This is a genomic window from Streptomyces griseus subsp. griseus (genome assembly GCF_003610995.1).
Lineage (GTDB): Bacteria > Actinomycetota > Actinomycetes > Streptomycetales > Streptomycetaceae > Streptomyces.
In genome coordinates this window covers 4832544-4857344 of the sequence record NZ_CP032543.1, presented here as the reverse complement: position 1 = coordinate 4857344, position 24801 = coordinate 4832544, and the positions used below count along the sequence as shown (strand labels likewise).

The window sequence follows — 24801 nt, the reverse complement described above, 5'->3', positions numbered from 1 at the left end:
GTTAGACAGCGTTGAGCGATATGCGCAATGGGTGTTGCATATGATGCAACGTACTTCGAGGAGCTTCCCTTGGCAGCCGAAAGCCTCACCTCCCGAGCCGAGCAGCTGGCCGCCGGCCTCGCCGAAGAACGCGTCGACCACCGCTTCAAGGCGCTCCCGCCCGACGCCGAGGGCCTGACCGTCGAAGCCCTCGCCGCCGAGCGCCGCAACCTCTTCACCGGCGGGTTCACCACCCCCGTCCTCGCCCTCTCCGCCGAGTCCGTCGCACACAACCTCGCCCTGCTGGAGACCTACGCCGAACGTCACGGCCTCGCCTTCGCCCCGCACGGCAAGACCTCCATGTCCCCGCAGCTCTTCGCGGACCAGCTGAAGCGCGGCGCCTGGGGCATCACGGCCGCCGTGCCGCACCAGGCCCGCGTCTACCGCGCGTACGGCATCGGCCGGATCTTCCTCGCCAACGAACTGGTCGACCCGGTCGCGCTGCGCTGGCTGGCCGGTGAGATGACCGCCGACCCGGAGCTCCGCTTCATCTGCTACGTCGACTCCGTGCGCGGGGTGGAGCTGATGGAGGCGGCCCTGAGCGCGGCGGGCGCCACCCGCCCCTCGACGTGGTCGTGGAGCTCGGCGCGGGCGAGGGCGCGCGCACCGGCGCCCGGACCGAGGCCGACTGCGCGGCGGTGGCCGACGCGGTGGCGGCGGCCGGGTCGCTGCGCCTGGTGGGCGTGGCCGGATACGAGGGCGAGGTGCCGGACGCCGATCCGGAGCGCGTACGGGCGTGGCTGCGGCGGCTCGTGGCGCTCGCGGCCGACTTCGACGGCGCCGGGCGGTTCACCGGCGCCGAGGAGATCGTCATCAGCGCGGGCGGCAGCGCCTGGTTCGACGCGGTGGCGGACGTCTTCGCCGAGATCCCCGAACTCACGCTCCCGGAACTGAAGTTGCTCCGATCCGGCGCGTACGTGTCGCACGACGACGGCCACTACAAGCACCTCACCCCCTTCAACAGGGTGCCCGAGGAAGGCACGTTGGAGCCCGCGTTCCGACTCTGGGCCCAGGTCGTCTCGCGCCCGACCGGTGAGCAGGCCTTCCTCAACGCGGGCAAGCGGGACGCGGCGTACGACCTGGACCTCCCCGAGGCGCAGGTGGTCCGCTCGGCCCGGGACGGCTCGGTCCGCCCCGCCACCGGGATCACGGTGACCGGCCTCTCCGACCAGCACACCTGGGTCCGTACGGAGGAAGGGGCGGAGCTGGAGGTCGGTGACTGGGTCGGCATGGGCCTCTCGCACCCCTGCACCAGCTTCGACAAGTGGCAGCTGATCCCGCTGGTCGAGGCGGACGGCACGGTCAGCGACTACATCCGCACGTTCTTCTGAGCCGTTCCGTCCCCGCTCCCTGAAAGGCCACCCATGGACCTGGTCCTGCGTGACGCGCTCGTCGTCGACGGCACCGGCGAGACCTCCTACCGCGCCGATGTGGCGGTCGACGGCGGCCGGATCGCCGAGATCCACCGCGAGGGCTCCCCCGGCCCCCGCCCCACCGCCACCCGCACGGTCGACGCCGACGGCCTCGCGCTGGCCCCCGGCTTCATCGACATGCACGCCCACAGCGATCTGGCGCTGCTGCGCGACCCGGAGCACACGGCGAAGGCGGCGCAGGGCGTCACGCTGGAAGTGCTCGGCCAGGACGGGCTGTCGTACGCCCCGGCCGACGACCGCACGCTCGCCGAGGTCCGCCGCTCCATCACCGGCTGGAACGGCGACGGCTCCGACATCGACTTCGACTGGCGCACGGTCGGCGGCTACCTGGACCGTCTGGACCGCAACTTCGGCGGCCAGGGCATCGCGGTCAACGCGGCCTACCTGGTCCCGCAGGGCACGGTCCGGATGTACGCCGTGGGCTGGGACGACCGCCCCGCCACCGACGCCGAACTGGCCCGGATGAAGGCGCTGGTGGACCAGGGGATGCGGGAGGGCGCGGTGGGCATGTCGTCCGGCCTGACCTACACCCCCGGGATGTACGCGGACGACGCCGAGCTCACCGAACTCTGCCGGGTGGTGGCCCGCCACGGCGGCTACTACTGCCCGCACCACCGCAGTTACGGCGCGGGAGCACTGGAGGCGTACGAGGAGATGGTGCAGCTGACCCGGAACGCCGGCTGCGCCCTCCATCTCGCCCACGCCACCATGAACTTCGGCGTCAACGAGGGCAGGGCACCCGACCTCCTGGCCCTGCTGGACGATGCGCTGGCCGCCGGGGCCGACATCTCCCTCGACACCTACCCGTACACCCCCGGCTGCACCACCCTCGTGGCGATGCTGCCGAGCTGGGCGAGCGAGGGCGGGCCCGAGTCGGTCCTCACCCGGCTCGCGGACCCTTCGAGCTCCGAGAAGATACGGCACCACCTGGAGGTGCTCGGCTCGGACGGCTGCCACGGGGTGCCGATCGGGTGGGACACCATCGAGATCTCGGGCGTCGGCGCACCGCACCTGGCTGAGTATGTGGGCCGTACGGTGGCGGACTCGGCCCGGCTCCTGGGCGAGGAGGCCTGGGTGACCGCCCGGCGGCTGCTCACCGAGGACCGGCTCGGGACGACGATCCTCCAGCACGTGGGCCACGAGGAGAACGTCCGGCAGATCATGCGCCACCCGGTCCACACCGGCGGCAGCGACGGCATCCTCCAGGGCGACAAGCCGCATCCACGGGCGTACGGCACGTTTCCGCAGTACCTGGGGCGGTACGCAAGGGAGTTGGGCGTCCTCTCGCTGGAGGAGTGCGTGGCCCACCTCACCTCGCGCCCGGCCGCCCGTCTGCGGCTGGCGGACCGGGGCCTGGTGCGCGAGGGCTACCGCGCGGACCTGGTGCTCTTCGACCCGGAGACGGTGGCGGCGGGCTCCACGTTCGGGGAGCCGCGCACGCTGCCGGTGGGCATCCCGCACGTGCTGATCGACGGCCGGTTCGTCATCGAGGACGGCCGGCGTACGTCGGTGCTGGCGGGCCGGGCGGTGCGGGGCGCGGGGGCCGCCTGAGCAACCTCAGCACACTGCGCGCACCGTTACCCCGCGCGTCCTGCGCACCGTTACGAGGCGTCGGCGGCCCGCTCCGCCGCCCAGGCCAGATCCTCCTCGGTGGGAGCGTCGTCCTGGGTGAGCGCGCGCCGCCAGTAGCCGCTGAACTCCACGGCGGACCTGGGCAGTCGGCACTCCCCCACCAGGTGACGACGCAGCGCCCGCACCGCCGACGCCTCGCCCGCCACCCAGGCCGCGTCCACCCCGTCGAGGTCCGCCCCGGCACCCCGTACCGCCTCCGGGAGCGAGCCGCCCCGGCCCCGGTGCACCCAGCGCACCTCGGCCCCTCCGGCGGCAGCCGGCAGCTCCAGCTCCTCCCCGGCGTCGGCCACCTCGGCGTACACGAGCGCCCCGGTCGTGGCCGGCAGCGCCTCCAGCACCGTGGCGATGGCCGGGAGCGCGGTCTCGTCCCCGGCGAGCAGCATCCGCTCCGCCTCCGGCAGCGGGCGGGCGTACCGGGACGACGGGCCGACCATGCCGAGCACGTCACCGGGGCGGGCGTCCGCACCCCAGCGCGAGGCTGGCCCGCTGTCGCCGTGGAGCACGAAGTCCACGGCCATCGCGTTGCGTCGGCGGTCGTAGGAGCGGACGGTGAAGCTGCGCATCCAGGGCCGCCGAGCCTCCGGGATCGCGAGGAACGCCTCGTACCAGCGCATGCCGTACGGGTCCTCGGCGCCCGGCTCCGGCAGCAGCCCCTCCGCCACGCTCCGCCCCTCGCGCGGCAGGCAGAGCTTCAGCTGCTGGTCGGGGCGGTCCTCCATGAGGCGGGGCAGCGCGTCCCCGGTGAAGGTGACCCTGGCCGTGCGCGGGGTGATCCGCTCGGCCCCCGTGACCCGCACATGGCTGACCGGCATGGCCTGACTCATGAGCCGGACCCCTCTCCGTCGAGACCGCTGATATCTTTACGTCGTAAAGAATTACCCGACCGAAGTTACTTTATGGCGTAAGGAGTCGCAAGTGGTGGTCTTCGCCGGGCAGGGTGACGCCCGCCGCTCCCTCTCCCTGCTCTGGCGCCCGGAGGCCGCAGCCCCGCCGCGCGGCGGCCCCGGGCCCAAGCCCCGGCTCAGCGTGGACGCCATCGTGGCGGCGGCCGTCGCGGTGGCGGACGAAGAGGGCATGGCGGCCCTGTCGATGCGGGCGGTCGGGGACCGGCTGGGCCGGACCGCGATGGCGCTCTACACCCACGTACCCGGCAAGAGCGAGCTGCTGGACCTGATGTACGACGCGGTCCACGCCGAACTCCCTTCCGCCTACCCGGAGTCGGCCGACTGGCGGGTGCCGCTCACCGCGTGGGCCGGGGAGGTCCTGGAGTTCTACGTCCGCCACCCCTGGGTGCTCCAGGTCTCGCAGGCGCGGCCGGTGCTGGGCCCGCACGAATACGCGAACCTGGACACGCTCGTCCGGCTGCTCGGGGCGACGGGGCTGGCGGCGCGGACGGTGCGGCGACTGGTGGGGACGCTGTTCCCGCTGGTGCAGGGGTCGGCGCGGACGGTGGCCGACGCCCGGCGGGCCGCGACGGCGACCGGGAGCTCCGACGAGGAGTGGTGGGCGGCACGCTCGGCGGCCCTGACGGAGCTGGTCCCGGACTTCGCGGAGCGCTTCCCGGCGGTGATCGGGCTGGAGCGGGACGGGGCGCCCCCGGAGCCGGCGGCGGCCATGGGCCCGGACGACGGCATGCCGTATCCGGAGCGGGAGGCGCGGGAGACCTTCCGGGTGGGGCTCGGGGTCCTGCTGGACGGGATCGACGCGGCGAGGGCAGCGGCCCGAAGGGACGGGCAGGCGGCCCAAGGCGACGGGCAGCCGACCCAAGGGGACGCGTAGGCGGCCCAGGGGGACACACCGAGGAGCGCACAGAGGGAGGCGCGGAAGGGCGCATGGAGCGCGTGACCGCGCCGGGCGGCCCTGGGGCCAGGACCGCCCGGCGCGCCTGCGAGGCAGGCGGGGGAGCTACGGCTTGGGCAGCCCGCAGCCCTCCCGGTCCAGGTCGATCTTGTTGCCGGTGCCGATGCACGGGACCATGTTGTACGTCTGCTGGGCGTAGTTGATGCCCTCGCGGACGGTCACGTTGCCGTTCTCGTCGACCTCGCACGGGTTGTTGTCCGTGCACTCCTGGCCGTCCTCGTTACCGGTGTTGTTGACGGCGACCACCTTGCCGGTGGCGTCGTCGATCACCGGCGAACCCGACGTACCGCCGATGGTCTGGCACTCCGGGGTGTAGCGGACGGAGTCCTTCCAGCTCCATCGGCCCTCCTTGAGCTGGGGGACGAAGCCGTCGATGTCGCAGCTGTAGGTGCGCTTCCAGTAGCCCGAGGCGACGGTGATGGCGGAGCCCGCCACCGGGTGGGCGGTCTCCAGCTCCAGCGCCTGGATGCCGTAGCTGTCCTCTATCTGCTGGTAGGTGGAGGTGAGTTCGTAGAGCGAGAGGTCGGTGTCAGTCATCGTGCCGTACGCGATCTTGCTCGCCTTCAGCGTGCCGACACCGGTGCCCGAGGCGTTGAGCAGCGTGAACGTCCGCGTGGACGGGCGGTCGACGAGCACCTGACCGGGGCCCGGGAAGCCGGTCTCCAGGCAGTGCCCGTTGGAGAGCACGAGGGCGGGGTCGGTGGGGGCGGAGTCGGGCGAACGGACCACGGAGCCCGAACAGTTGCTGAGCGCGACGGTTCCGGCGAAGGTCACGGCCTTCGCGGCGGGAGCGGTCTCGGTGGCGGATTCCTGCACCTGTGCGGATTCGGCCGCGACGGCGGGCGCGATGCCCGCGCCCAGGAGCAGGGCAGCAAGAAACGCACCGATGAGAGGCTTGTTCATGTGGGGGGTCCCCTCCAGTGATGCCAAGGACCGGAGATCTTCCGGCTTTTGACATGCGCATGGTTCCCCAGATGTCAGGCCATCACAAGGGGTCACTTCCGGCCAAGGCGTCCCGCCCGGGGAAGACGTGCTCGCGCCCCCACTCCCCCAGCGGCCCGGGCGGCACGCGTTCGCACTGGTGGAGAACGCGGGGGCCGACCAGAAGCACTTCGGCGAGCTGGTGGCCGACCGGTTCGCCGCGATGGCTCCGGCGACCGCCGGGCTCGGTGCCGCCCCTGCGGCCGAGGACACGACCAGCCCGGCCGTGGTGGCGGCCGGGGCGGCGCCGTTCCGTGCGGCGCGGGAGCAGGGCGTGGACACGGCCCTGCTGACCACGTCGGCGGGCGCGACGACCGGAATCTGACGGTCCGGCGCGCCGGGACGGGGCCTGGGCCTGGGCCCGGCGGGGCAGTGCGCGGAAGCCGGGGTCCGATGGCCCGGCGCGCCGGGCCAGGCCCCGAAGCGCCCGCCCGTCCCCCATACGGGCTCGGTCCCAGGTCCCGGTCCGTGCGGTCGCCCCGCCTGGTACCACGGCCTGAGGCGCTCCCCGGCCCCGGCTGCGTACGGTCGGGGTATGACACTCGACCTCGACGCCTATTTCGCCAGGATCGGCTGGTCCGGGGAGCCCCGCCCCACGGTGGAGGTGCTGCGGTCCCTGCACCGCGCGCACGCCCTGGGCATCCCGTTCGAGAACCTGGACCCGGTGCTCGGCTCGGCGCCCTCCCTGGACCTGGCCGACCTGGAGGCCAAGCTCGTCCACGGCGGGCGGGGCGGCTACTGCTACGAGCAGAACACCCTCTTCGCCACCGCCCTGCGACAACTCGGCTTCACCGTCACGCTGCTGGCCGCCCGGGTGCTGCTCGGCGCCGCCCCGGGCGATGTCCGGCCGCGCAGCCACATACTGCTGCGGGTGGACGTGCCAGACGTGGCGACCCCGTACGTGGCCGATGTCGGGTTCGGCACCGTCGGCGCGCTGCTGGAGCCGGTCGAGATGGTGGCGGGGGCCGAGCTGTCCGACGCGCCGCGCCATCACCGGCTGGTCACGGTGGCCCACGAGGGGCCGCTGGAGATGTGGGAGTTGCAGGCGGAGAAGGGCGGCAGCTGGGAAGCGCAGTACAGCTTCACGCCGGAGCCGTTCGAGGGCCCGGACTTCGAGATGATCAACTGGTACGTCGCCACCAGCCCGCATTCGCCGTTCGCTCAGGCGGTGTACGTGCAGCGTGCCCTGCCCGACGCCTCGCATCTGTCGCTGGCCGGCCTGGACCTGGTCGAGACGGCGGAGGACGGCACGATCAAGGAGCGGATGCTGTCCGGCCCCGCCGAGGTCGTCCAGGTGCTGGAGGACGGCTTCGGCATCCGCGTACCGGAGGGCGCCGCGCTGCCGGGGTGAACCGGCGAGGTGTCTCGCCGGCGCAGCGACCCGCCCGCGCCGCACTCCCGGGTGGGGCCGCGGGCCGCCGCACTCCCCGGCACCGGAGGCCCCGCGCACTCCCGGGCGCGACCGGAGGCCGCCGCACCCCCAGCGCGCCCCCAAGGCGCCACGCACCCCGCCGCGCCCCGACGGGTTTCCGCCGCTCCGCCCGCGTGGCGCATCTCACCCGGCCGGGTGGCTCACGCCCCATTCCAAGCCGCGACGCCGCCCCGACCGGCCGATCCCACGGTCCGGGCCCGGGGCGGCCTTGCCGATGGAAGCCGGAGCGCGGGGCGGGCGGGCAAGGGGGGTCGCGAGGACGGCGCAATCTCCGCGCACCGCGCGAAACGCGGCCGTAAGCTCGCGGACATGCAGGTCACCCAGTCCACGAAGCTCGCCAATGTCTGTTACGAGATCCGGGGCCCCGTGCTGGAGGAGGCGATGCGGCTCGAAGCGGCCGGTCAGCGCATCCTCAAGCTCAACACGGGCAACCCGGCCGCGTTCGGGTTCGAGTGCCCGCCGGAGATTCTCGAGGACATCCTGCGCAACCTCGCGGGCGCGCACGGCTACGGGGACGCGAAGGGGCTGCTCTCGGCGCGGCGCGCGGTGGTGCAGCACTACCAGACCAAGGGGATCGACCTCGACGTCGAGGACATCTACCTGGGCAACGGCGTCTCCGAGCTGATCCAGATGTCGATGCAGGCGCTCCTCGACGACGGCGACGAGGTCCTCGTACCGGCTCCGGACTACCCCCTGTGGACGGCCTCGGTCTCCCTGGCGGGCGGGACGGCCGTGCACTACCGGTGCGACGAGCAGGCCGACTGGATGCCGGACCTCGCGGACATCGAGCGGAAGATCACCGACCGCACCAAGGCCCTGGTGATCATCAACCCGAACAATCCGACCGGCGCGGTGTACGACGACGAGATGCTGCGCGGTCTCACCGAGATCGCCCGGCGCCACAACCTGATCGTCTGCTCCGACGAGATCTACGACCGCATCCTGTACGACGGCGCGACCCACACCCCCACCGCGGCGCTGGCCCCGGACCTGATGGTGCTGACCTTCAACGGCCTCTCCAAGAACTACCGGGTGGCCGGCTTCCGCTCCGGCTGGCTGGCGGTCTGCGGCCCGAAGGCGCACGCCACCTCGTACATCGAGGGGCTCACGATCCTGGCCAACATGCGGCTCTGCGCCAACATGCCCTCCCAGCACGCCGTGGCCACCGCGCTCGGCGGGCGGCAGTCGATCGACGACCTGGTGCTGCCGGGGGGCCGGATCCTGGAGCAGCGGGACGTGGCGTACGACCTGCTGACCTCGATCCCCGGGGTGACCTGCGTGAAGCCGAAGGGGGCGCTCTACCTCTTCCCGCGCCTGGACCCCAAGGTCTACAAGATCAAGGACGACCGGCAGATGGTCCTGGACCTGTTGCGGGCCGAGAGGATCATGGTCGTGCAGGGTACGGGGTTCAACTGGCCGGAGCCCGACCACTTCCGCATCGTGACGCTGCCGGCGACCGAGGAGCTGACCGACGCGATGACCCGGATCGGCACGTTCCTGGACGGCTACGGGCAGCTCTAGACCCCCGGGGCAGGATCGCGCACAAACTTAGACTCAATCCAATGTAGGATGGATACCCAGCATCACCGGGAGGCCATCCATGTACGAGCCGATCCGCACCCCATCGGTCCACAGCCCGGCCGACGAAGCGGACTTTCCGCACCGCAGCCGTGAGGAGGAGCTGGACATCCAGCTCGCGGGGCATCTCGCCGCCCTCCTCGCGGTCACCGACGAACTCGGCCTCGGCCCGGCGGGCGACCGTATCGCCGAACAGGTGGCACGCCTGCGCGGCGCCCCGCCCGCCCGGCACGCCGCGCTGACCGACGCCGCCCCGGCGTCCCTGCACCGCCGCGCCCACGCCCTGGCGGGCCGCGCACTGGTGGTGGCCGCGTCCCGCGCCGACACCACCGCCGCCATCCTCTCCGCGCAGCGGATGGACGCCCACACCGAGGCCCTCGCCTCCACCCCCGCCGAACAGCTGGTCGGCGCCCACTGACGGCCCCGGTCCGCGTGCCGCCTCGGCGCACGGACCGGGTGCCACGGCCTCCCACCCGAGAACGAGGGCGGCCCCCGGAACCGTGAGGGGTTCCGGGGGCCGGAGGGGCTGTCCTTGGTCAGGGACGGCCCCGGGGCTGTCGGTGACGACAGGCCCCGTACCGCGGCGGATCGCCGATTCCCCAGGTCAGGGCGGATGCCGACGGAGCCAGCCGCGGAGTTCGGCAGGTCGAGCGGGCGTACGGGCTCAGCCCAGCCGCTCCACCAGCGCGCGGTACTCGTCCCACAGCTCCTTGGGCGTGTGGTCGCCGAAGGTGTTCAGGTGCTCGGGGACCAGGGCGGCCTCCTCGCGCCAGACCTCCTTGTCGACCGTGAGCAGGAAGTCGAGGTCGGACTCGGAGAGGTCCAGCCCCTCGGTGTCGAGTGCTCCCTTGGCCGGCAGGATGCCGATCGGGGTCTCGACGCCCTCGCCCTTGCCCTCCAGGCGCTCCACGATCCACTTCAGGACACGGCTGTTCTCGCCGAAGCCGGGCCACACGAACGTGCCCGCCTCGTTCTTGCGGAACCAGTTCACGTAGTAGATCTTCGGCAGCTTGGACTGATCGGCCTTGTCCGCACCCACCTTGACCCAGTGGTTCATGTAGTCGCCCATGTTGTAGCCGCAGAACGGCAGCATGGCGAACGGGTCGCGGCGCAGCTCGCCGACCTTGCCCTCGGCCGCCGCCGTCTTCTCGGAGGCGACGTTGGCTCCGAGGAAGACGCCGTGCTGCCAGTCGAAGGACTCGGTGACCAGCGGCACGGCCGAGGCGCGGCGGCCGCCGAAGAGGATGGCCGAGATCGGGACACCCTTGGGGTCCTCCCACTCCGGCGCGATGATCGGGCACTGCCCGGCGGGCACGGTGAAGCGGGCGTTGGGGTGGGCGGCGGGCGTCCCGGACGCGGGGGTCCAGTCGTTGCCCTTCCAGTCCGTGAGGTGCGCGGGCGCCTCCTCGGTCATGCCCTCCCACCAGACGTCACCGTCGTCGGTGAGCGCGACGTTGGTGAAGACGGAGTTGCCCCACATCGTCTTCATGGCGTTGGCGTTGGTGTGCTCGCCGGTGCCCGGCGCGACGCCGAAGAAGCCGGCCTCCGGGTTGATCGCGTAGAGCCGGCCGTCCTCGCCGAACCGCATCCAGGCGATGTCGTCGCCGATGGTCTCCACGGTCCAGCCGGGGATGGTCGGCTCCAGCATGGCGAGGTTCGTCTTGCCACAGGCGGACGGGAACGCGGCCGCCACGTAGGTCGACTCACCGCGCGGCGGCGTGAGCTTGAGGATCAGCATGTGCTCGGCGAGCCAGCCCTCGTCGCGGGCCATCACGGAGGCGATGCGGAGCGCGTAACACTTCTTGCCCAGCAGGGCGTTGCCGCCGTAGCCGGAGCCGTACGACCAGATCTCGCGGTCCTCGGGGAAGTGCGAGATGTACTTGGTGCTGTTGCAGGGCCACGGGACGTCCTCCTGGCCCTCGGCCAGCGGCGCTCCCAGCGTGTGGACGGCCTTCACGAAGAAGCCGTCGGTGCCCAGCTCGTCCAGGACCGCCTGACCCATGCGGGTCATGGTGCGCATGGAGACGGCGACGTACGCGGAGTCGGTGATCTCCACGCCGATCGCGGAGAGCGGCGAGCCGACGGGCCCCATGCAGAAGGGCACGACGTACATGGTGCGCCCGCGCATGGACCCGCGGAAGACACCGTTCCCGCCCGTGAAGACCTCCCGCATCTCGGCGGGGTCCTTCCAGTGGTTGGTCGGACCCGCGTCCTTCTCCTCCTTGGAGCAGATGAACGTACGGTCCTCGACGCGGGCGACATCGCTCGGGTCGGACGCGGCGTAGTACGAGTTCGGCCGCTTGATCTCGTCCAGCTTGGTGAACGTGCCCTTGGCGACGAGCTCCCCGCACAGGCGCTCGTACTCGGCCTCGGAGCCGTCGCACCAGACCACCCGGTCGGGCAGGGTGATGGCTGCGATCTCGTCGACCCAGGAGACCAGCTCCTGGTGGTGGGTGGGGACAGTGAGGGGAGCCGCGATGTCGCGCGCCACGATCGCTCCTTGATGAGGGTGGGTGTTGTCAGGTGCCCCGTGGGGGCTGCGACCCGGATGCTTCGTACCCTTCGATCCCCTGGCGCTCATCCGGTGCCGACCGCACTCATTTGATCATCCGACCGTTTCGCCCATATGTCCAGGGGGCCTCACACGTGAGCATCACCACTCATATTCGTTACCTACGGTTGCGTAGGTAGCATGCGGATATGACTGACGCCGCTGCTGCCGCCGCGATCCCAGGGCCTGCCGAGCCGACGACCGGCCCCGTCGAACTCGACCCCGTTCCCGTCAAGCCCCGCATGCGCGGCTGGCTGCACGCCGGCATGTTCCCGGCGGTGCTGATCGCCGGGATCACCCTGATCGCCCTCACGGACAGCACCCGCGGCCGGATCGCGTGCGCCATCTACATCGCCACCGCCTGCCTGCTCTTCGGCGTGAGCGCGGTCTACCACCGCGGCACCTGGGGCCCGCGCGGGGAGGCGGTGCTGCGCCGCCTGGACCACGCCAACATCTTCCTGATCATCGCGGGGACCTATACCCCGCTGACCCTGCTGCTCCTGCCCGAATCCACCGGACGGCCCCTGCTCTGGGCGGTCTGGGCGGCAGCGGCGGCGGGCATCGCCTTCCGGGTCTTCTGGGTCGGCGCCCCACGCTGGCTCTACACGCCGTGCTACATCGCGATGGGCTGGGCGGCGGTCTTCTTCCTGCCCGACTTCATGCGGACGGGCGGCATCGCGGTCCTGGTGCTGGTCATCGTGGGCGGGCTGCTCTACAGCGCGGGCGGCGTGATCTACGGCATCAAGCGGCCGAACCCGTCGCCGCGCTGGTTCGGCTTCCACGAGGTCTTCCACTCGCTGACGCTGGCGGCGTTCGTGGCGCACTACGTGGGCATCTCGCTGGTGGCGTACCAGCACGGATAGGCGGTACGCGTACGGGCAAGGGTCCGGCCACGCCTGCACGCCGAACGACTGAGGAACAACGTCCCGAGGGGCCGGTCGCAGACGACGGCCGGCCCCTCCCCCTCGCTCCGCGGCGTCAGCCGCCCAGCTTCACCGCCAGCTCGGCCGCATCCGTGGTCGGCGCGTCACAGACGAAATGCCGGCAGACGTACGCAGTCGGCACCCCGCCCACCAGCGGCCGGTCCACCAGCAGCGGGAACTCGGCCCCCGCCCCCGGCCCCTCGCCCGCCGCGACGACCGCACCGGGCGCCCGGCCGAGCAGCGCCGTACGGTGCAGCTCACCGCCGACGGGCCCGGCGACGGCCACCTCGCGGGGCCCGTCCAGCAGCGCCTCGGCGACGGCGAGCCCCCAGCCGATGAACCGGGGCGCACGGGGGGCCAGCGCCTTGACGACACCGAGCGCACCTTCGGCGGCGGTCCGGTGAGCTTCGGACCCGGTGTACGCGGCGTACGAGAGCAGAGCCCCCGCCGCAGCGGTCCAACCGGCCGGAGTGGCGCTGTCGGTCGGATCCTGCGGCCGCCGGATCAGCTTCTCGGCCTCATGGGCGGTGTCGTAGAGCTGCCCGCCCTCACCGGTGAACTGCTCCAGTACGACATCGAGCAGGAACCCGGCGAACTCCAGCCAAGCGCCCTCCCCGGTCACCGCGGCCAGGGCGAGGAACCCCTCGGCCACGTCGCCGTAGTCCTCCAGCACCCCGGCGTTGGTGCCGGCGCGCCCGTCCTTGGAGGTACGGGTCAGCCGGGCGACCTCGCCCAGGTGGACCCGGACCAGCAGGTCGGCGGCCTCGGTGGCGCGCTCCACCAGGTCGGGCCGGTCGAAGTAGGCGCCGGTCTCGGCGAGGGCGGCGATGGCGAGCCCGTTCCAGGCGGCGACCACCTTGTCGTCCCGCCCCGGACGCGGCCGCTCCTCCCGTGCCGCCAGCAGCCGCGCCCGTACGTCGGCGACGCGCCCGGCGTCCACGGGCCGCCCCTCACCGGAAAGCTGGAGGACGGAGGCGCCTTCCTCGAAGGTGCCCGCCTCGGTCACCCCGAAGTAGGCGGCGGCGAAGGCCCCGTCCTCCTCACCGAGCACCGCGCGCAGCTGCGCGGGAGTCCACACGTAGAAGGCGCCCTCGACGTGCTTCCCCTGCGCGTCCTCGCTGTCGGCGTCGAGCGCGGAGGCGAAGCCGCCCTCGGTGGTACGGAGCTCCCGCACCATGAAGTCGGCGGTCTCCAGGGCGATGCGACGGGCCTCGGCGGACCCGGTGGTGCGCCAGAGATGGGCGTAGACCCGGCACAACAGCGCGTTGTCGTACAGCATCTTCTCGAAGTGCGGGACGACCCACTCCCGGTCCACGGAGTACCGGGCGAACCCGCCGCCGAGCTGGTCGTAGATCCCGCCCCGGGCCATCGCCGAACAGGTGTCGGCGGCCATCTGGAGGGCCCCCTCGGACCCGGTACGGGCGTAGTGCCGCAGCAGGAACTCCACGGCCATGGACGGCGGGAACTTGGGCGCACCCCCGAACCCGCCGTGCTGCCCGTCGTACTCCCGGGTCAGCCCGAGCAACGCCTGCGCGACCTCCGGCTCCCCCGGCACCCCGTCGCCCCCATGAGCCAACGACCGCCCGGCCAGATCAGCCACGATCCGCCCGGCCACCTCGGCCACCTCCTCACGCCGGTCACTCCAGGCGGCGCTCACCCCTTCGAGCACCTGCTGGAAGGAGGGCGACCCGTGCCGCGGCTCGGGCGGGAAGTAGGTCCCGAAGTAGAAGGGTTCGGCATCCGGCGTGAGAAAAACGGTCATCGGCCACCCACCATGCCCGGTGGCCGCCTGCACGGCCTCCATGTACACGGCGTCGACATCGGGCCGCTCCTCCCGGTCGACCTTCACGGCGACGAAGCGCTCGTTGAGGTAGGCCGCCACGGTCTCGTCCTCGAAGGACTCGTGGGCCATGACGTGGCACCAGTGGCACGCGGAGTATCCAACGGATAGCAGAACGGGTACATCGCGCCGTTTCGCTTCGTCGAACGCCTCGGGTCCCCACGGCCACCAGTCGACCGGATTGTCAGCGTGCTGAAGCAGATAAGGCGAGGTCACACCAGCTAGCCGGTTCATACGGCCCAGCCTCTCACAGCGTCTGCCGCGACCGGTGAAACGCTGACGAGCCCGCCTCACTTGGCCGAATTGCACTTATGCCCCATGACGTGGTGGGCGGCTCCTTCCCTTCCGAGTCGGGCAGTCGGGCACCTCGGAACAGTAGGCTGACTCCAGCAGCGCCGGACCTGCCGAGGCCTCTCGAAGGAGGTAGACCATGACCGCCGAGATGGTGGCGCCCGCGTGGATGCATACGCAGATCAGCGCGGAGCAGTACGACTCCTGGTCGGAGGAGCAGTGCGCCGGCATCGAGATCGTGGACGGGATGGTCGTCGTGAGCCCGAGCGCCTCCAAGCGCCACAACCGGCTGGCCCGCATCCTGGCCAACGCCCTGGACGCCGCCGCGGGCCCAGACTGGAACGCCGACACAGACTTCGACGTCCGCCTGCAGGATGTGCCGCTCACCAACCGCCGTCCGGACGTCACCGTGTATCGGGCGGAGACCATCGACCTCACACCCACCCGCCCCGAGCACGTGCTCTTGGTCGTGGAGGTGGTGTCGCCCGGCTCGGAAACCACGGACCGGATCGTGAAGGTGGACCAGTACGCCAAGGCGGGTATCCCCTTCTACTGGCGCATTGAACAGGCCGCCACCGGTGTCCCAATCGTGTACACCTACGTCCTCGACCCCGCCACCAAGGCCTACCGGGACGGCGAGATGTTCACCGGCATCGCGAAGGCCACCGCACCATTCCCCGTGACGGTCGATCTTGGCGTCCTGTAGGGGCACCGACAGGTTGTCCACCAACGATGCTTGACCTTTAACGCACGCATCGTGCTGCTTCACAGTCCGATCGACAAGCGTCTTCCATCTCCGGACCTGGCAAACCTCCTGCTAAGGGCTGTCCCGTAAATGATCTCTGACGGACGGGAACGCGGGAGGGGATCCATCCGGCCGCTTATCTAGCCGGAGAGGTTGAGGTTGTGCATCCGGGCGATGCCGAGCATGGCGTGGTGGACACCATCGCCTTTGAGGCGGCAGTCGCGGAGGATCTTCCAGTTCTTCATGCGGGCGAAGACGTGCTCGACCCGGGCGCGGACCTGCTTGTGGGATTTGTTGTGGGCTTCCTTCCAATCGGGCAGCTCCTCGGCCTTGCGGCGCCGGTGAGGCATCACGAGTCCGGTGCCCGGATAGCCGCCGTCGGCGATGGTGAGGGTCGTGCCAACGGCAGCCTTGGCCCCTGACCCCTCCCATGCCCTGCAGTCATTGCGGTTGCCGGGTAGCGGGCGTCCCACCAGGACGACGTGGCGGGTGTCGGCGTCAATGACGACCTGGTGGTTGGTGGAGTACCGATAGTTCTTGGACCGCTCGGCGATGGTGTGGTCCCGGGTAGGCACGAGCGTCCCGTCCACGATCAGTACGGTGCCCTTGTCGAAAGACCTGCGTGGCCGGAGCGCGATCATCGGCCCGAGATGGTCGATGATCCGGTCTGCTGCGGACTTCGACACACCGAAGAGCAGCGCGAGCTGCCGCATCGTCAAGTTTGTTCGCCAGTAAGCCGCGACCAGCAGCGTCCGGTCCTCCAGAGGCAGGCTCCACGGCCGCCCTCTACCAACGGTGTCCGCACCCTCACGCCGCAGAACCGTCACCAGCTTGCCGAAGGAACGCTGGCTCAGCCCGGTGAACGGGGCTATCCAGGACGGCTGCGATGCCGTAATCACACCAGTCACAACTGGATCATCCCAGTTGCCGCTGCCGCCCCATGCCCTCGATTCTGCGTGAGGAGGTTCGTCCCCTCCGAGATGCGAGGAATTCTGCACCGAAAGCCTGACGCACCGATGAGTTTCCTGCGCTGCGGGGGTCCTATTGGCAGCAACGCACACCACAGCAGTACGGACCCTACTTACAGCTCGTTTCACAATGAGGGTGACGAGGAGCTTGCTGTCAAGCTCGACCTCGTCCGTAAGATCGCTCCATGCCTGCTGACAAACGTGTAACTCGGTCCATGTGTCGCGTCCAGCCGATATCAGATCCTCGGCCGATGTCGGAGCTGCCTCAGCGGATCTGGTCAGATGAGGACTGGGAGCGAATCCAGCGTGGCTACGGGGCGCAGGACATGGACGAGAAGTGGGACGTCTTCACAGAGGGTGAGGTCGTCTTCTTCCATCGAAGCTGGACCGGTTACGGAGTCTTCGCGGCGACCTTCGCACCGGTTGATAGTGGTGGATGGCGAATCGCCAGCGTCGTGGTTGAGCGTGATGGCGAACGCTACGGAGGCTCGGACGACGCCTACGACTGCGTCATGCTTGAGTTGGTGATCACTGCCATTGTGCTTGGCGAACCAGCGCCGAAGCTCCGATCGAGGCTGGTGGAGTTGACCCGTCGAAAGTCACGCTCCGCTGATGCCCCGGCCGGCGTGATTCAGCACAGCGCCTTGGGACTGCGCTCAGACTCCAACTGATCGTTCCAGGATGAGTTCGCCGCGGGGCTTGGCGGTCGGGTCTGGTGGCGGCAGAGTGGTGCAGGTGTCGGATGATCTTGTGCCTGATGACCTGTGGGAACGCGTCGCCCCATTGCTGCCACCCCGTCCGCCGCGGCGTCATCGGTATCCCGGACGCCTGCCCGCGGACGATCGTGCCGCCCTGCGAGGCATCGTTTACGTGCTGCGCAAGAATGTGAGCTGGAGGGACGTGCCTGCCGAGCGGACCGGGTGCAGTGGGGTGACGGCCTGGCGGCGGCTGCAGGACTGGACCGAGGCCGGCGTCTGGCCCCGACTGCACGAGGTTCTTCTGGCCGAGCTGCGCAGGGCGGGTCTGTTGGACATGGACGACTGCGCGATCGACGGCTCGCACGTCCGGGCCCTGAAAGGGGGGCTCACACTGGACCTTCGCCGGTCGACCGTGCGCGGCCGGGCAGCAAGCACCATCTGATCACCGACCGGCACGGCACCCCTCTCGCCGTCTCGCTGACCGGCGGAAACCGGCACGACGTCACCCAGCTGACGCCCCTGCTGGACGCGATCCCCCACATCCGCGGAGTCCGAGGGCGGCCTCGGCACCGGCCGGGTCGGCTGTTCGCCGACCGCGGCTACGACTACGACAAGTACCGGCGCATCCTCAGAGCCCGCGGCATCACACCGAAGATCGCCCGACGCGGCGTCCCGCACGGCTCCGGACTGGGCAAGACACGGTGGGTCGTCGAGCGGACCTTCGCCTGGCTCCGCCAGTTCAAACGCCTCCGCATCCGCTACGAGATACGCGCCGACCTCCACCTCGGGCTGCTTCAACTCGCCTGCAGCATCATCTGCTTGCGACGCCTACGAACCTCATTCTGAAACGATCAGTAACAGACGGACAACGACCGCGAGCTGGAGCAGTGGCTGGCAGACCCGAGCACCAGCATCCCGCTCAACGCCCGAGACCGGGGCCGGGCTCCTCGCGGCGAGGTGAACTGGCGGCGTGCCAGCATGCTCGCCACCAACGGCCGCACTCACGTATTGTTCGCCGCCGAGAACCGCTTGGGGCTCAAGCGGCGTCACCGCGTGCTCGCGTGGCTCGCCGACACCGGCCGCAGCCACACAGGCCCTGTACGTGTACCGTCCTTCGCTCCGCCCGCGGATGAGCGCCTCACTCACAACGACCGGGTCCTGCATGAATGGCTGGAAAACCAGGACAACTTGATTCCCGTCCACCCGGTAGACGATCAGGTCGCGTGGGCCGGTGAGCCGAACTGGACGGAACTGGCCCGACTTGTTTACGGGCAACCGAGCAACGTCTTCGGCCACGGCAACAAGGCCCGGGCCGAGCAACGGCGCCAGTGGGTCTGTGAGGTGGCCCGCGACCCGAACCTCACCATCGCGACGGATCACGGCCTCAACCTCCGCATGCTCCGGGCAGCCTGCTACGAACGAAAACCTCGAGCTGAAGAAGAAGACGTCCGTCCAGGGACAGCGCCGCATCGCCGCCCTGCCTACGTCGGGCCCCTGGCTGGAGTAACTCCGCAGGTGGGACGTCCACCGAGTCCTGTGCATCGTGACATTTACAGGTCACGGCTCTGTTGCGAGGGCAGACTGGATACTCGCGCTGGGCAGTCGGTGGGTGGCTTGCGGGTTGGGGGCGTTTGCCGGGTCCGCTACATGGGCCGCCACGCCGCTCTCATGAGCTGAAGCACATCCCCCAGTGGAATGCCGAGAGGCCGGGCTCTGGGTAGAGCGCGGCCTCTCGGGTGGTGACGTGGCACCTACCAGTAGGTACGCGTGATCTTGTCAGGCAGTCGCCCCTGCCGCTCCCCTTCCTGGAAGATCGCCGATGCCGCGATCAGGAAAGCACGGACGAGCTTCGGGTCCAGGCCGGGATTTTCCACGTTCCCGACGTTTTTGTCGAGGAGCATTTCGCCGAGGGTTATTCCCTCCAGCGTGCAGGGGCGGGCGACTGACCCCTCCGGGTCGATCAGGATGTTCCCGGTGACACCTTCTGCAGTTTCCCAGGCGTAGACGGATCCCACTTCGAGAGAAATGGTCTTCCTGCACGTCAGTGATGCTGTCACGGGGATTTCCACCAGTTCGCTCGAGCCAGGGGTTTGATCACCGGAATCCTATACCGTCCGCCGCGGGCGCATGTTCGTCCCAGGTGCGGCCGGCGTCCAAGGTCGCCTGATGGGCGCGGCGATAGTTCTGGTCGCCGTGCTGACGCATCCAGTTCGACTCGTACAGTTCATGCGCGAGCAGATCGAAATCGCTGGGATGCGGATTTCCGTTCTGGAGGCGTTCCCAGGCCCTGGCGATACGCGGATTGGCGTCGAATCGTAGAATTCCCGCGTCGAGCTGATGCGATTCGACGAACAGGTGGTTGTAGATCTGATTGATATCGGCCGCAGAATAACCGTGCGACGCCGCGGTCTGCGCCACCCGGTCGAGCTGGGCGTCGGCGCGGATCGCGGCATAGGCGTGGTCCGCCCATTCCAGCTCGAAGTCCATCTCGCTGCGCGGCCGCCGGAAGGACGAACCGCCGGACTGCAGCTCCCGCTCCGTGGCCACCGCGGTCCGCCGCCACCCGGTCAGCCCGCCGACCCCGGTGAGGACCAGCTGCTGGGCGAGTTCGTCGGCGGTCTCTGCGTACAGGTCGGCGAGCGCGTCGCAGCCCTGCTGCCGGAGCATGTACTCGGCCCGGTACAGCCGATAGGCGGGGCGGACGGGAAGGTACCTGTCGATGAACGCGCCCGCGCCACCGTTCTCACCTGTAAACGCGTCCTCCAAATCCCCGAGGAACACGAACGGCGACTTGGCGACGTCCACGAAGGCGTCGCCGAAGATGCCGAGCGCTTCGCCGAGGCTGTCGACTCGGTCATTGTTCGGGTCGTCGGGCGTCAGACCGCTGGGGTCGGTGAGCACGCTGGGCACGTTGTCGGCGTAGGCGTACGCGGAGACATACGGCGTCGACAGGTCCCTGTCGGCCGGGTCGGACCGCGTGAAGCGGCCGGTGGCGGTGTCGTACTGGCGGGCGTGCAGGTCGAGATTGCCGGTGCTGGTCTCGTACCGGGCGCCGGTGTACGACGGAGTGCTCGCGGGCGCCCCGCTGGTGGTGGTGTTCAGGACGCGGGTGCCGAACGAGTCGTAGGCCCAGCGCTGGTAGAGGGTCCCGGTACTGTCGGCAACGTCGACCGGGGAGCCCTGGGTGTCGTGGTGGTAGTAGAAGAGCGCCCCGGCGCCCGTTTTGGTGGCGGTGGGCTGGCCGAGGGGGTCGTAGCGGTAGGACTGCTTGACGGCCCAGGCGCTGTCGTACTCGGTGGCCAGGATGGGCAGGGGTGCGTTGGGGTCCCACTGGGTGCGGTTGGTGACCGCGCCGTCCTTGGCAGTGGTGACCTGGTTGCCGCTCGCGTCGTGGTCGTAGGTGTAGGCGGCGCCTGCGACGGTGGCGGCGGAGATCTGTCCGGCCAGGTCGTAGGTGTAGGTGTCGGCGCCGGCCTTGGTCCGGTTGCCCTCGGCGTCGTGGTCGTAGGCTGTGGTCGCGATGCCGGTGGTGGTCGAGGTGAGCTGGTCGGCCGCGTCATAGGTGTAGCTGGTCGAGGCGGTGCCCAGGGTGGAGGTCAGCCGGTTGCCGACTTTGTCGTAGGTGTAGGACGTGGTGCGGCTGGCGGCGCAGCCGGTGACCCAGGGCTGCGGCGCGCAGCCGGAGGTGAGCCGGCCGACCGCGTCATAGGTGAGGTCGTAGCCGCCGGTGCCGACGCTGGCCCGGGTGACCTCCACGCGCGAGGGCAGGCCCGCCGCGGACAGTGTCAGCGCCGTCTTGGTGACCGTGGCGCCCGCCTTGGTGGCGGTCACCGCCGTGACCCGGCCCGCCCGGTCGTAGGTGCGGTTCTCGGTCTCGGTGTTGGGCAGGGCCGACGTGACCAGGTTGCCCGCCGGGTCCCAGGTGTACGTGGTGGTCTTGCCGTCGGCCGCCATCGTCGCGGTGTTGCCGTCGGCGTCGTACGTGTACGTGATCGTGTTGCCGTCGGAGTACTTGCGGGTGAGCATCTGCCCGGCAGCGTCGTAGGTGTAGGCGAAGCCACGCGTCTTGGTCAGATTGCCGACCGCGTCGTAGACAAAGTCCTCGGAGATCTTGGAGTTCGCGCGGGCGGTCAACTGCCCGGCGTCGTCGTAGCCGAAGGTCGCGTCGGGGGTGGCGTCCGAGTAGTCGATCTTGGTGAGCAGACCGCGCGGGTCGTACGCGTAGCCGGTGGTGCCGCGGGGCGTGGTCTTCCCGGTGACGTTGCCCTCCGCGTCGTATGCGTAGGTCGTCTTCCGTTCCAGTGGGTCGGTGACCGAAGTGAGGCGGTGCACCGCGTCGTAGCCGTACGCGGTGACGTGGCCGTTGGCGTCGGTGCGCTCGGTGAGGTTGCCGAGCTTGTCGTGACCGTAGGCGGTTACCGCGCCGTCGGGGGCGGTGACCTTGATCAGCTGGTCCAGGTCGTCGTAGCCGTAAGAGGTGGTGCGCCCATCAGCGTCCTTGCGTCCGACGACCTTGCCGAGGGCGTCGTAGGCGGTGGTGGTGACGCCGCCGAGCGGGCCGGTGACCTTGGTGGGGTTGCCCGCCGGGTCGTAGCCATACGTTGTCGTGTACTGGGCGGGGTCGGCGCCGGTGCCGTTGCCGCGCGGATCGACCGCGGTGGCTCGGCGGCCGTCGCCGTCGTAGGTCCAGCTCGACTTGTGACCGAGCGGGGAGGTGCGGCTGAGCAGGTTGCCTTCGGTGTCGTAGGCGTAAGTCGTGGTCTTGCTCAGCTGGTCGGTGCTGCTGCTGAGGCGGTTGTTCTTGTCGTAGACGGCGGTGGTCGTCTTGCCTGCGGCGTCGGTGGTCTTGGTGACATTGTTGTTGGCGTCGTAGGTGTAGCCGGTGGTGTGGCCCAGCGGGTCCGTGACCACGAGCGGCCGGTTGATCGCGTCGTAGGTCCTCTTCGTCGTCGCGCCCGTGGGACCGGTGGTCTCGGTGAGGTTGCCAGCCGCGTCGTACACGTAGGACGTGGTGTAGGCGGCCGGGTCGGCGCCGGAGTCGTTCCCGCGCGGCGAGACGCTGCTGAGCAGCCGACCGACCTTGTCGTACATGTAGGTGGTTCGGCCGCCGGCCGCGTCGGTCTCGGAGGCGAGCCGTCCGCTCGCGTCGTAGGTGCGGGTGAGGGACTTGCCAGCCTGGTCAATGGTCCGGGTCAGGTTCCCCGCGTTGTCGTAGCCGAGGGTGGCGGTGTCGCCCGCAGGGTTGCGCACCGATGTCAACTGCTCTGCGCCGTTGTACTCGTAGGTCGTCGTACGGCCCAGGGCGTCCGTGGCCGAGCTGAGCAGACCACGGCCGTCGTAGGTGTACTTCGTGGTGTACGCGGCCGGGTCGGCACCGGAGACGTTGCCGCGCGGGTCCGTCCTGGTCAGGACGCGGCCCGCCTTGTCATAAGTGAACGTCGTCTTCGCACCCAGCGGGGTGGTGACCGACGTCCGGTTGCCCGCGGCGTCGTACCCGTACGTGGTGACCTTGCCGCGCGGGCTCGTCACGGTCTCCAGCGAGCCGAGCGCGGTGTATGTGTAGAGGGTCTTGCCGCCCGTCGGGTCCGTCGCCGACGTCAGCCGGTTCGCGGTGTAAGCGTATGTCGTCTTGTTGCCGCGGCCGTCAGTGTGGCTCGTGAGGTTGCCCGCGGTGTCGTAGCCCCAACTCTCCTTGTAGCCGAGCGCAACCGGCGCAGTGCGGGTGAGCATCCGCCCCGCGGTGTCGTACGTCATCGCTGTGGTGTTGCCGCGCCGGTCGGTGATGGCGGCCGGGCGCAGCTGACGGTTGTAGTCGTAGGTGATGCTCTTGCCGTACGGGTCGATCGTCTCCATCAGGACGTTGCTGGCGTAGACGTCGGTCCACACGCCGCCGTCGGGTGCGGTGGTGTGCGACTCGCTCTTGCCGTCCCAGGTGAACGTGGTGGTCTTGCTGTTCTGGTCGGTCTGGGACTTGATACGGCCCGCGCTGTCGTAGACATTGCTGACTTTGCCGCCGGCCGGGTCGGTGTAGGACGACAGCCGCTTCTTCGTGTCATACGCGTACGAGGACGTCCTGCCGGCCGGGTCGGTGACCGAGGTCAGCAGACCGTCGGTGTAGCCGTACGAGACCGATGTACCGTCCGGCAGGCCCACCTTGGACAGCAGTCCGTCGGCGCTTGGTGTGAAGGAGGTGGTGCGACCGGCGGCGTCCTTGACGGAGGCGAGCTTGCTTGACGCGTACGTCAGGCTCAGGCCCTTGCCCGCCGCGCTGACCACCGAGGTCAGCAGACCGGCACTGTCGAAGGTCCGCACAGTGTGGTCCGGGGTGGTGACCGTGTACGTACTCGTCCCCTTGACCAGCTTGGCCGTCGTGCCCGCCGGGGCGGTGTACGTGCCGTCGCTCGCCTGCGTGAACACGAATGACGCCCCGTCACCCGTCCGGTATGTCGCCTTCCCCGTCGCGAGGGTCAGCCGCGCGTCGAACGGCGTCGCCCAGCCGCGCCCCAGCAGACCGGTGGAGGTCGAGTCCGACCGATAGGTGCGCTCCAGGGTCAGCGGCACCCCCGGACCCGTCAGAGAGGCGTCGATGAGTTGCTCGTAGAACATGCCGGTCGCCGTGTTGACCGGGTCGGCGCGGTGGGCCTGGGCGTAACAGGTGCAGATGCCCGCCGCTGCGCCGGGAATGCCGGGCGTGTAGAAAGCCCCCACCAGTGGCGAGGTGGTCCCGCCCGGGCTTGAGCCGTCGGCGTTGTTCAGGAAGACCCAGGCGTAGTACTTCTTGCCGTCCTCCAGGATTCCGCCCAGTTCACCGCCGGCCCACCAGAAGCACTGGTCAGTGGGGTAGGAGTTGCTCGACCACCAGTCGTAGCACCAGGCGCCGGTGTCCGGGGTGTCCCCGCTGGGGTCATCGGTGGACTTCTTGATCTCTTGCTGAACGACGGGGGAGCCCGCTTCGTCCAGGACATACAGCCACATCCCGGTGTACGTCGATCCCCGCTGCGGCAGCTTCACCTGCCCGCCGATCGACAGCATGCCGGGGTACGCGGTCGCCCAGGCCGACACCGAAACCGGGTTCCCGGGCGCGGCGGCGAGGCGCTGCGCAGCCGCGCCCGCCTCGGCGCCGGGGCCACGCTTGATGCGCTCCGTGTCCGGCCGCCCGTGAGGGGTGCCCTTGGCTTTGCGCTCCGGCGCGTTCATGTAGCCCCGCATGGGCGACAGTTCGTGCCGGTCCTTCGCGACCTGCTTGCGGCGCTCGGCCAGCGTCATCGCCTGGGGCGGATCGGGCAGGTCCTCGGCCGTACGGGCCTTGACCTGGGCGACGCCCGCCGCAGCACCGCCCGGTCGGTCCCGGGGAGCCGCCCAAGACGGGGCGGCAGCCGATATCGCAAGGAGGATGAAGGCCAGGAAGGCCGTGACGAGTCTTCGCGCTTGTGTGCGCATGATGAATCACCTGTGAGGCAGCAGTGAGCAGAGACTCAGTGATGTTGATCCACAAAGCGTCCGCAGTAACGCGCGGTACGAAATGCGGCTGGATTGCAGCGGCAACGCTGAAGTGATGAGAGGGGAAGCACCTGGTCACGAGGGCGGGCAGGTGCTCAAATTGGCGTGGACGCGACGACGCGAGCGGGCCGGTGCACGTGAACGCACCATTACCGGTGGAGGGCTGGGCAGAGGACAGCCCTCCACCGGACGAGGCAACCTAGGTCGCGAGGCCGCCACGGACGGCGCTGCAAGGCCGGCCCGGGATCAGACACAAGGGCCGAGCGCGCACGGGGGGCCTCGACACGCGACCCACCTGGTGACTCGGAATAGAGGACTGGCCGATCCCTC

18 protein-coding genes and 1 pseudogene are annotated in these 24801 nt (G+C 70.0%); 11 read left to right on the top strand and 8 right to left on the bottom strand.

The annotated features are described in order from the left end of the window. Positions 1 to 27 precede the first annotated feature (27 nt). Positions 28 to 1370: pseudogene (locus D6270_RS22040) on the top strand (alanine racemase). A 33-nt stretch (positions 1371 to 1403) separates the two neighbouring features. Continuing rightward, positions 1404 to 3023: an N-acyl-D-amino-acid deacylase family protein gene (locus tag D6270_RS22035; protein WP_109163896.1), complete on the top strand. Its 1620-nt coding sequence runs from the start codon at positions 1404 to 1406 to the stop codon at positions 3021 to 3023. A 50-nt stretch (positions 3024 to 3073) separates the two neighbouring features. Here the strand turns inward: D6270_RS22035 and D6270_RS22030 are convergent, their stop codons facing one another. Continuing rightward, positions 3074 to 3928: a siderophore-interacting protein gene (locus tag D6270_RS22030; RefSeq protein WP_109163897.1), complete on the bottom strand. Its 855-nt coding sequence runs from the start codon at positions 3926 to 3928 to the stop codon at positions 3074 to 3076. Positions 3929 to 4019: 91 nt separating this feature from the next. On the opposite strand from D6270_RS22030, the gene D6270_RS22025 reads away from it, so the two are divergent. Continuing rightward, positions 4020 to 4883, top strand: a complete 864-nt coding sequence (locus D6270_RS22025) for a TetR/AcrR family transcriptional regulator (RefSeq protein ID WP_109163898.1) — start codon at positions 4020 to 4022, stop codon at positions 4881 to 4883. A 126-nt stretch (positions 4884 to 5009) separates the two neighbouring features. Here D6270_RS22025 and D6270_RS22020 read toward each other — a convergent pair whose 3' ends face one another. After that, a complete protein-coding gene (locus tag D6270_RS22020) occupies positions 5010 to 5867 on the bottom strand; it encodes a S1 family peptidase (RefSeq protein WP_109163899.1) in 858 nt (285 codons plus the stop codon). A gap of 127 nt (positions 5868 to 5994) precedes the next feature. On the opposite strand from D6270_RS22020, the gene D6270_RS22010 reads away from it, so the two are divergent. From D6270_RS22010 to D6270_RS21995, 4 genes are all read left to right on the top strand, one after another. Next, positions 5995 to 6270: a hypothetical protein gene (locus D6270_RS22010; RefSeq protein WP_225976925.1), complete on the top strand. Its 276-nt coding sequence runs from the start codon at positions 5995 to 5997 to the stop codon at positions 6268 to 6270. 210 nt (positions 6271 to 6480) lie between these two features. Then, positions 6481 to 7296, top strand: coding sequence for an arylamine N-acetyltransferase family protein (locus D6270_RS22005; RefSeq protein WP_109163900.1), 816 nt, complete (start codon positions 6481 to 6483; stop codon positions 7294 to 7296). A 390-nt stretch (positions 7297 to 7686) separates the two neighbouring features. Further along, a complete protein-coding gene (locus D6270_RS22000) occupies positions 7687 to 8898 on the top strand; it encodes a pyridoxal phosphate-dependent aminotransferase (protein WP_109163901.1) in 1212 nt (403 codons plus the stop codon). A 79-nt stretch (positions 8899 to 8977) separates the two neighbouring features. Further along, positions 8978 to 9373 (top strand): SCO4983 family protein, encoded by a 396-nt coding sequence (locus D6270_RS21995; RefSeq protein ID WP_093690791.1) that lies wholly within the window; start codon positions 8978 to 8980, stop codon positions 9371 to 9373. A gap of 246 nt (positions 9374 to 9619) precedes the next feature. On the opposite strand, the gene D6270_RS21990 is transcribed toward D6270_RS21995, so the two are convergent. Further along, complete coding sequence (locus D6270_RS21990) at positions 9620 to 11446, bottom strand: phosphoenolpyruvate carboxykinase (GTP) (protein ID WP_109163902.1); 1827 nt, start codon at positions 11444 to 11446, stop codon at positions 9620 to 9622. A gap of 209 nt (positions 11447 to 11655) precedes the next feature. On the opposite strand from D6270_RS21990, the gene trhA reads away from it, so the two are divergent. Then, complete coding sequence (trhA, locus tag D6270_RS21985; protein ID WP_109163903.1) at positions 11656 to 12369, top strand: PAQR family membrane homeostasis protein TrhA; 714 nt, start codon at positions 11656 to 11658, stop codon at positions 12367 to 12369. 115 nt (positions 12370 to 12484) lie between these two features. Here the strand turns inward: trhA and D6270_RS21980 are convergent, their stop codons facing one another. Further along, positions 12485 to 14503 carry a thioredoxin domain-containing protein gene (locus D6270_RS21980; RefSeq protein WP_109163904.1) on the bottom strand — a complete coding sequence of 673 codons (2019 nt, stop codon included), beginning with the start codon at positions 14501 to 14503 and terminating at the stop codon, positions 12485 to 12487. 196 nt (positions 14504 to 14699) lie between these two features. Between D6270_RS21980 and D6270_RS21975 the strand changes: the two genes are divergently transcribed. Then, entirely contained in the window at positions 14700 to 15266 is a 567-nt protein-coding gene (locus tag D6270_RS21975) for a Uma2 family endonuclease (RefSeq protein WP_109163905.1), read from the top strand. 179 nt (positions 15267 to 15445) lie between these two features. Here D6270_RS21975 and D6270_RS21970 read toward each other — a convergent pair whose 3' ends face one another. Next, positions 15446 to 16213 carry a transposase gene (locus tag D6270_RS21970; RefSeq protein ID WP_109163906.1) on the bottom strand — a complete coding sequence of 256 codons (768 nt, stop codon included), beginning with the start codon at positions 16211 to 16213 and terminating at the stop codon, positions 15446 to 15448. Positions 16214 to 16524: 311 nt separating this feature from the next. Here D6270_RS21970 and D6270_RS21965 point away from each other — a divergent pair, with 311 nt between their 5' ends. Continuing rightward, positions 16525 to 16944, top strand: a complete 420-nt coding sequence (locus D6270_RS21965) for a hypothetical protein (RefSeq protein WP_109162526.1) — start codon at positions 16525 to 16527, stop codon at positions 16942 to 16944. 64 nt (positions 16945 to 17008) lie between these two features. Then, positions 17009 to 17817, top strand: a protein-coding gene (locus tag D6270_RS21960) for an IS5 family transposase (RefSeq protein WP_162600266.1) whose coding sequence is annotated in 2 segments (ribosomal slippage) — positions 17009 to 17348 and positions 17348 to 17817 — 810 coding nt in all. Because the reading frame shifts where the segments join, the coding sequence is not laid out codon by codon here. On the opposite strand, the gene D6270_RS21955 is transcribed toward D6270_RS21960, so the two are convergent. From D6270_RS21955 to D6270_RS21945, 3 genes are all read right to left on the bottom strand, one after another. Then, a complete protein-coding gene (locus D6270_RS21955) occupies positions 17809 to 18351 on the bottom strand; it encodes a hypothetical protein (protein ID WP_158650544.1) in 543 nt (180 codons plus the stop codon). The two genes, D6270_RS21960 and D6270_RS21955, sit on opposite strands and share 9 nt — an antisense overlap. 371 nt (positions 18352 to 18722) lie before the next feature. After that, positions 18723 to 19028 (bottom strand): hypothetical protein, encoded by a 306-nt coding sequence (locus D6270_RS21950; RefSeq protein WP_158650543.1) that lies wholly within the window; start codon positions 19026 to 19028, stop codon positions 18723 to 18725. Between the two features lie 37 nt (positions 19029 to 19065). Then, on the bottom strand, positions 19066 to 24237 hold the full coding sequence (locus D6270_RS21945) for a DUF6531 domain-containing protein (RefSeq protein WP_109163909.1): 5172 nt from the start codon (positions 24235 to 24237) through the stop codon (positions 19066 to 19068). Positions 24238 to 24801 lie beyond the last annotated feature (564 nt).

Bases quoted from the DNA above. Each gene is read 5' to 3' on its own strand.
- D6270_RS21965 (WP_109162526.1), top strand. From the start codon at position 16,525: ATGTCGGAGCTGCCTCAGCGGATCTGGTCAGATGAGGACTGGGAGCGA.
- trhA (WP_109163903.1), top strand. From the start codon at position 11,656: ATGACTGACGCCGCTGCTGCCGCCGCGATCCCAGGGCCTGCCGAGCCG.
- D6270_RS22000 (WP_109163901.1), top strand. From the start codon at position 7,687: ATGCAGGTCACCCAGTCCACGAAGCTCGCCAATGTCTGTTACGAGATC.
- D6270_RS22020 (WP_109163899.1), bottom strand. From the start codon at position 5,867: ATGAACAAGCCTCTCATCGGTGCGTTTCTTGCTGCCCTGCTCCTGGGC.
- D6270_RS22030 (WP_109163897.1), bottom strand. From the start codon at position 3,928: ATGAGTCAGGCCATGCCGGTCAGCCATGTGCGGGTCACGGGGGCCGAG.
- D6270_RS22035 (WP_109163896.1), top strand. From the start codon at position 1,404: ATGGACCTGGTCCTGCGTGACGCGCTCGTCGTCGACGGCACCGGCGAG.
- D6270_RS21995 (WP_093690791.1), top strand. From the start codon at position 8,978: ATGTACGAGCCGATCCGCACCCCATCGGTCCACAGCCCGGCCGACGAA.
- D6270_RS21975 (WP_109163905.1), top strand. From the start codon at position 14,700: ATGACCGCCGAGATGGTGGCGCCCGCGTGGATGCATACGCAGATCAGC.
- D6270_RS22005 (WP_109163900.1), top strand. From the start codon at position 6,481: ATGACACTCGACCTCGACGCCTATTTCGCCAGGATCGGCTGGTCCGGG.
- D6270_RS21980 (WP_109163904.1), bottom strand. From the start codon at position 14,503: ATGAACCGGCTAGCTGGTGTGACCTCGCCTTATCTGCTTCAGCACGCT.
- D6270_RS21945 (WP_109163909.1), bottom strand. From the start codon at position 24,237: ATGACGCTGGCCGAGCGCCGCAAGCAGGTCGCGAAGGACCGGCACGAA.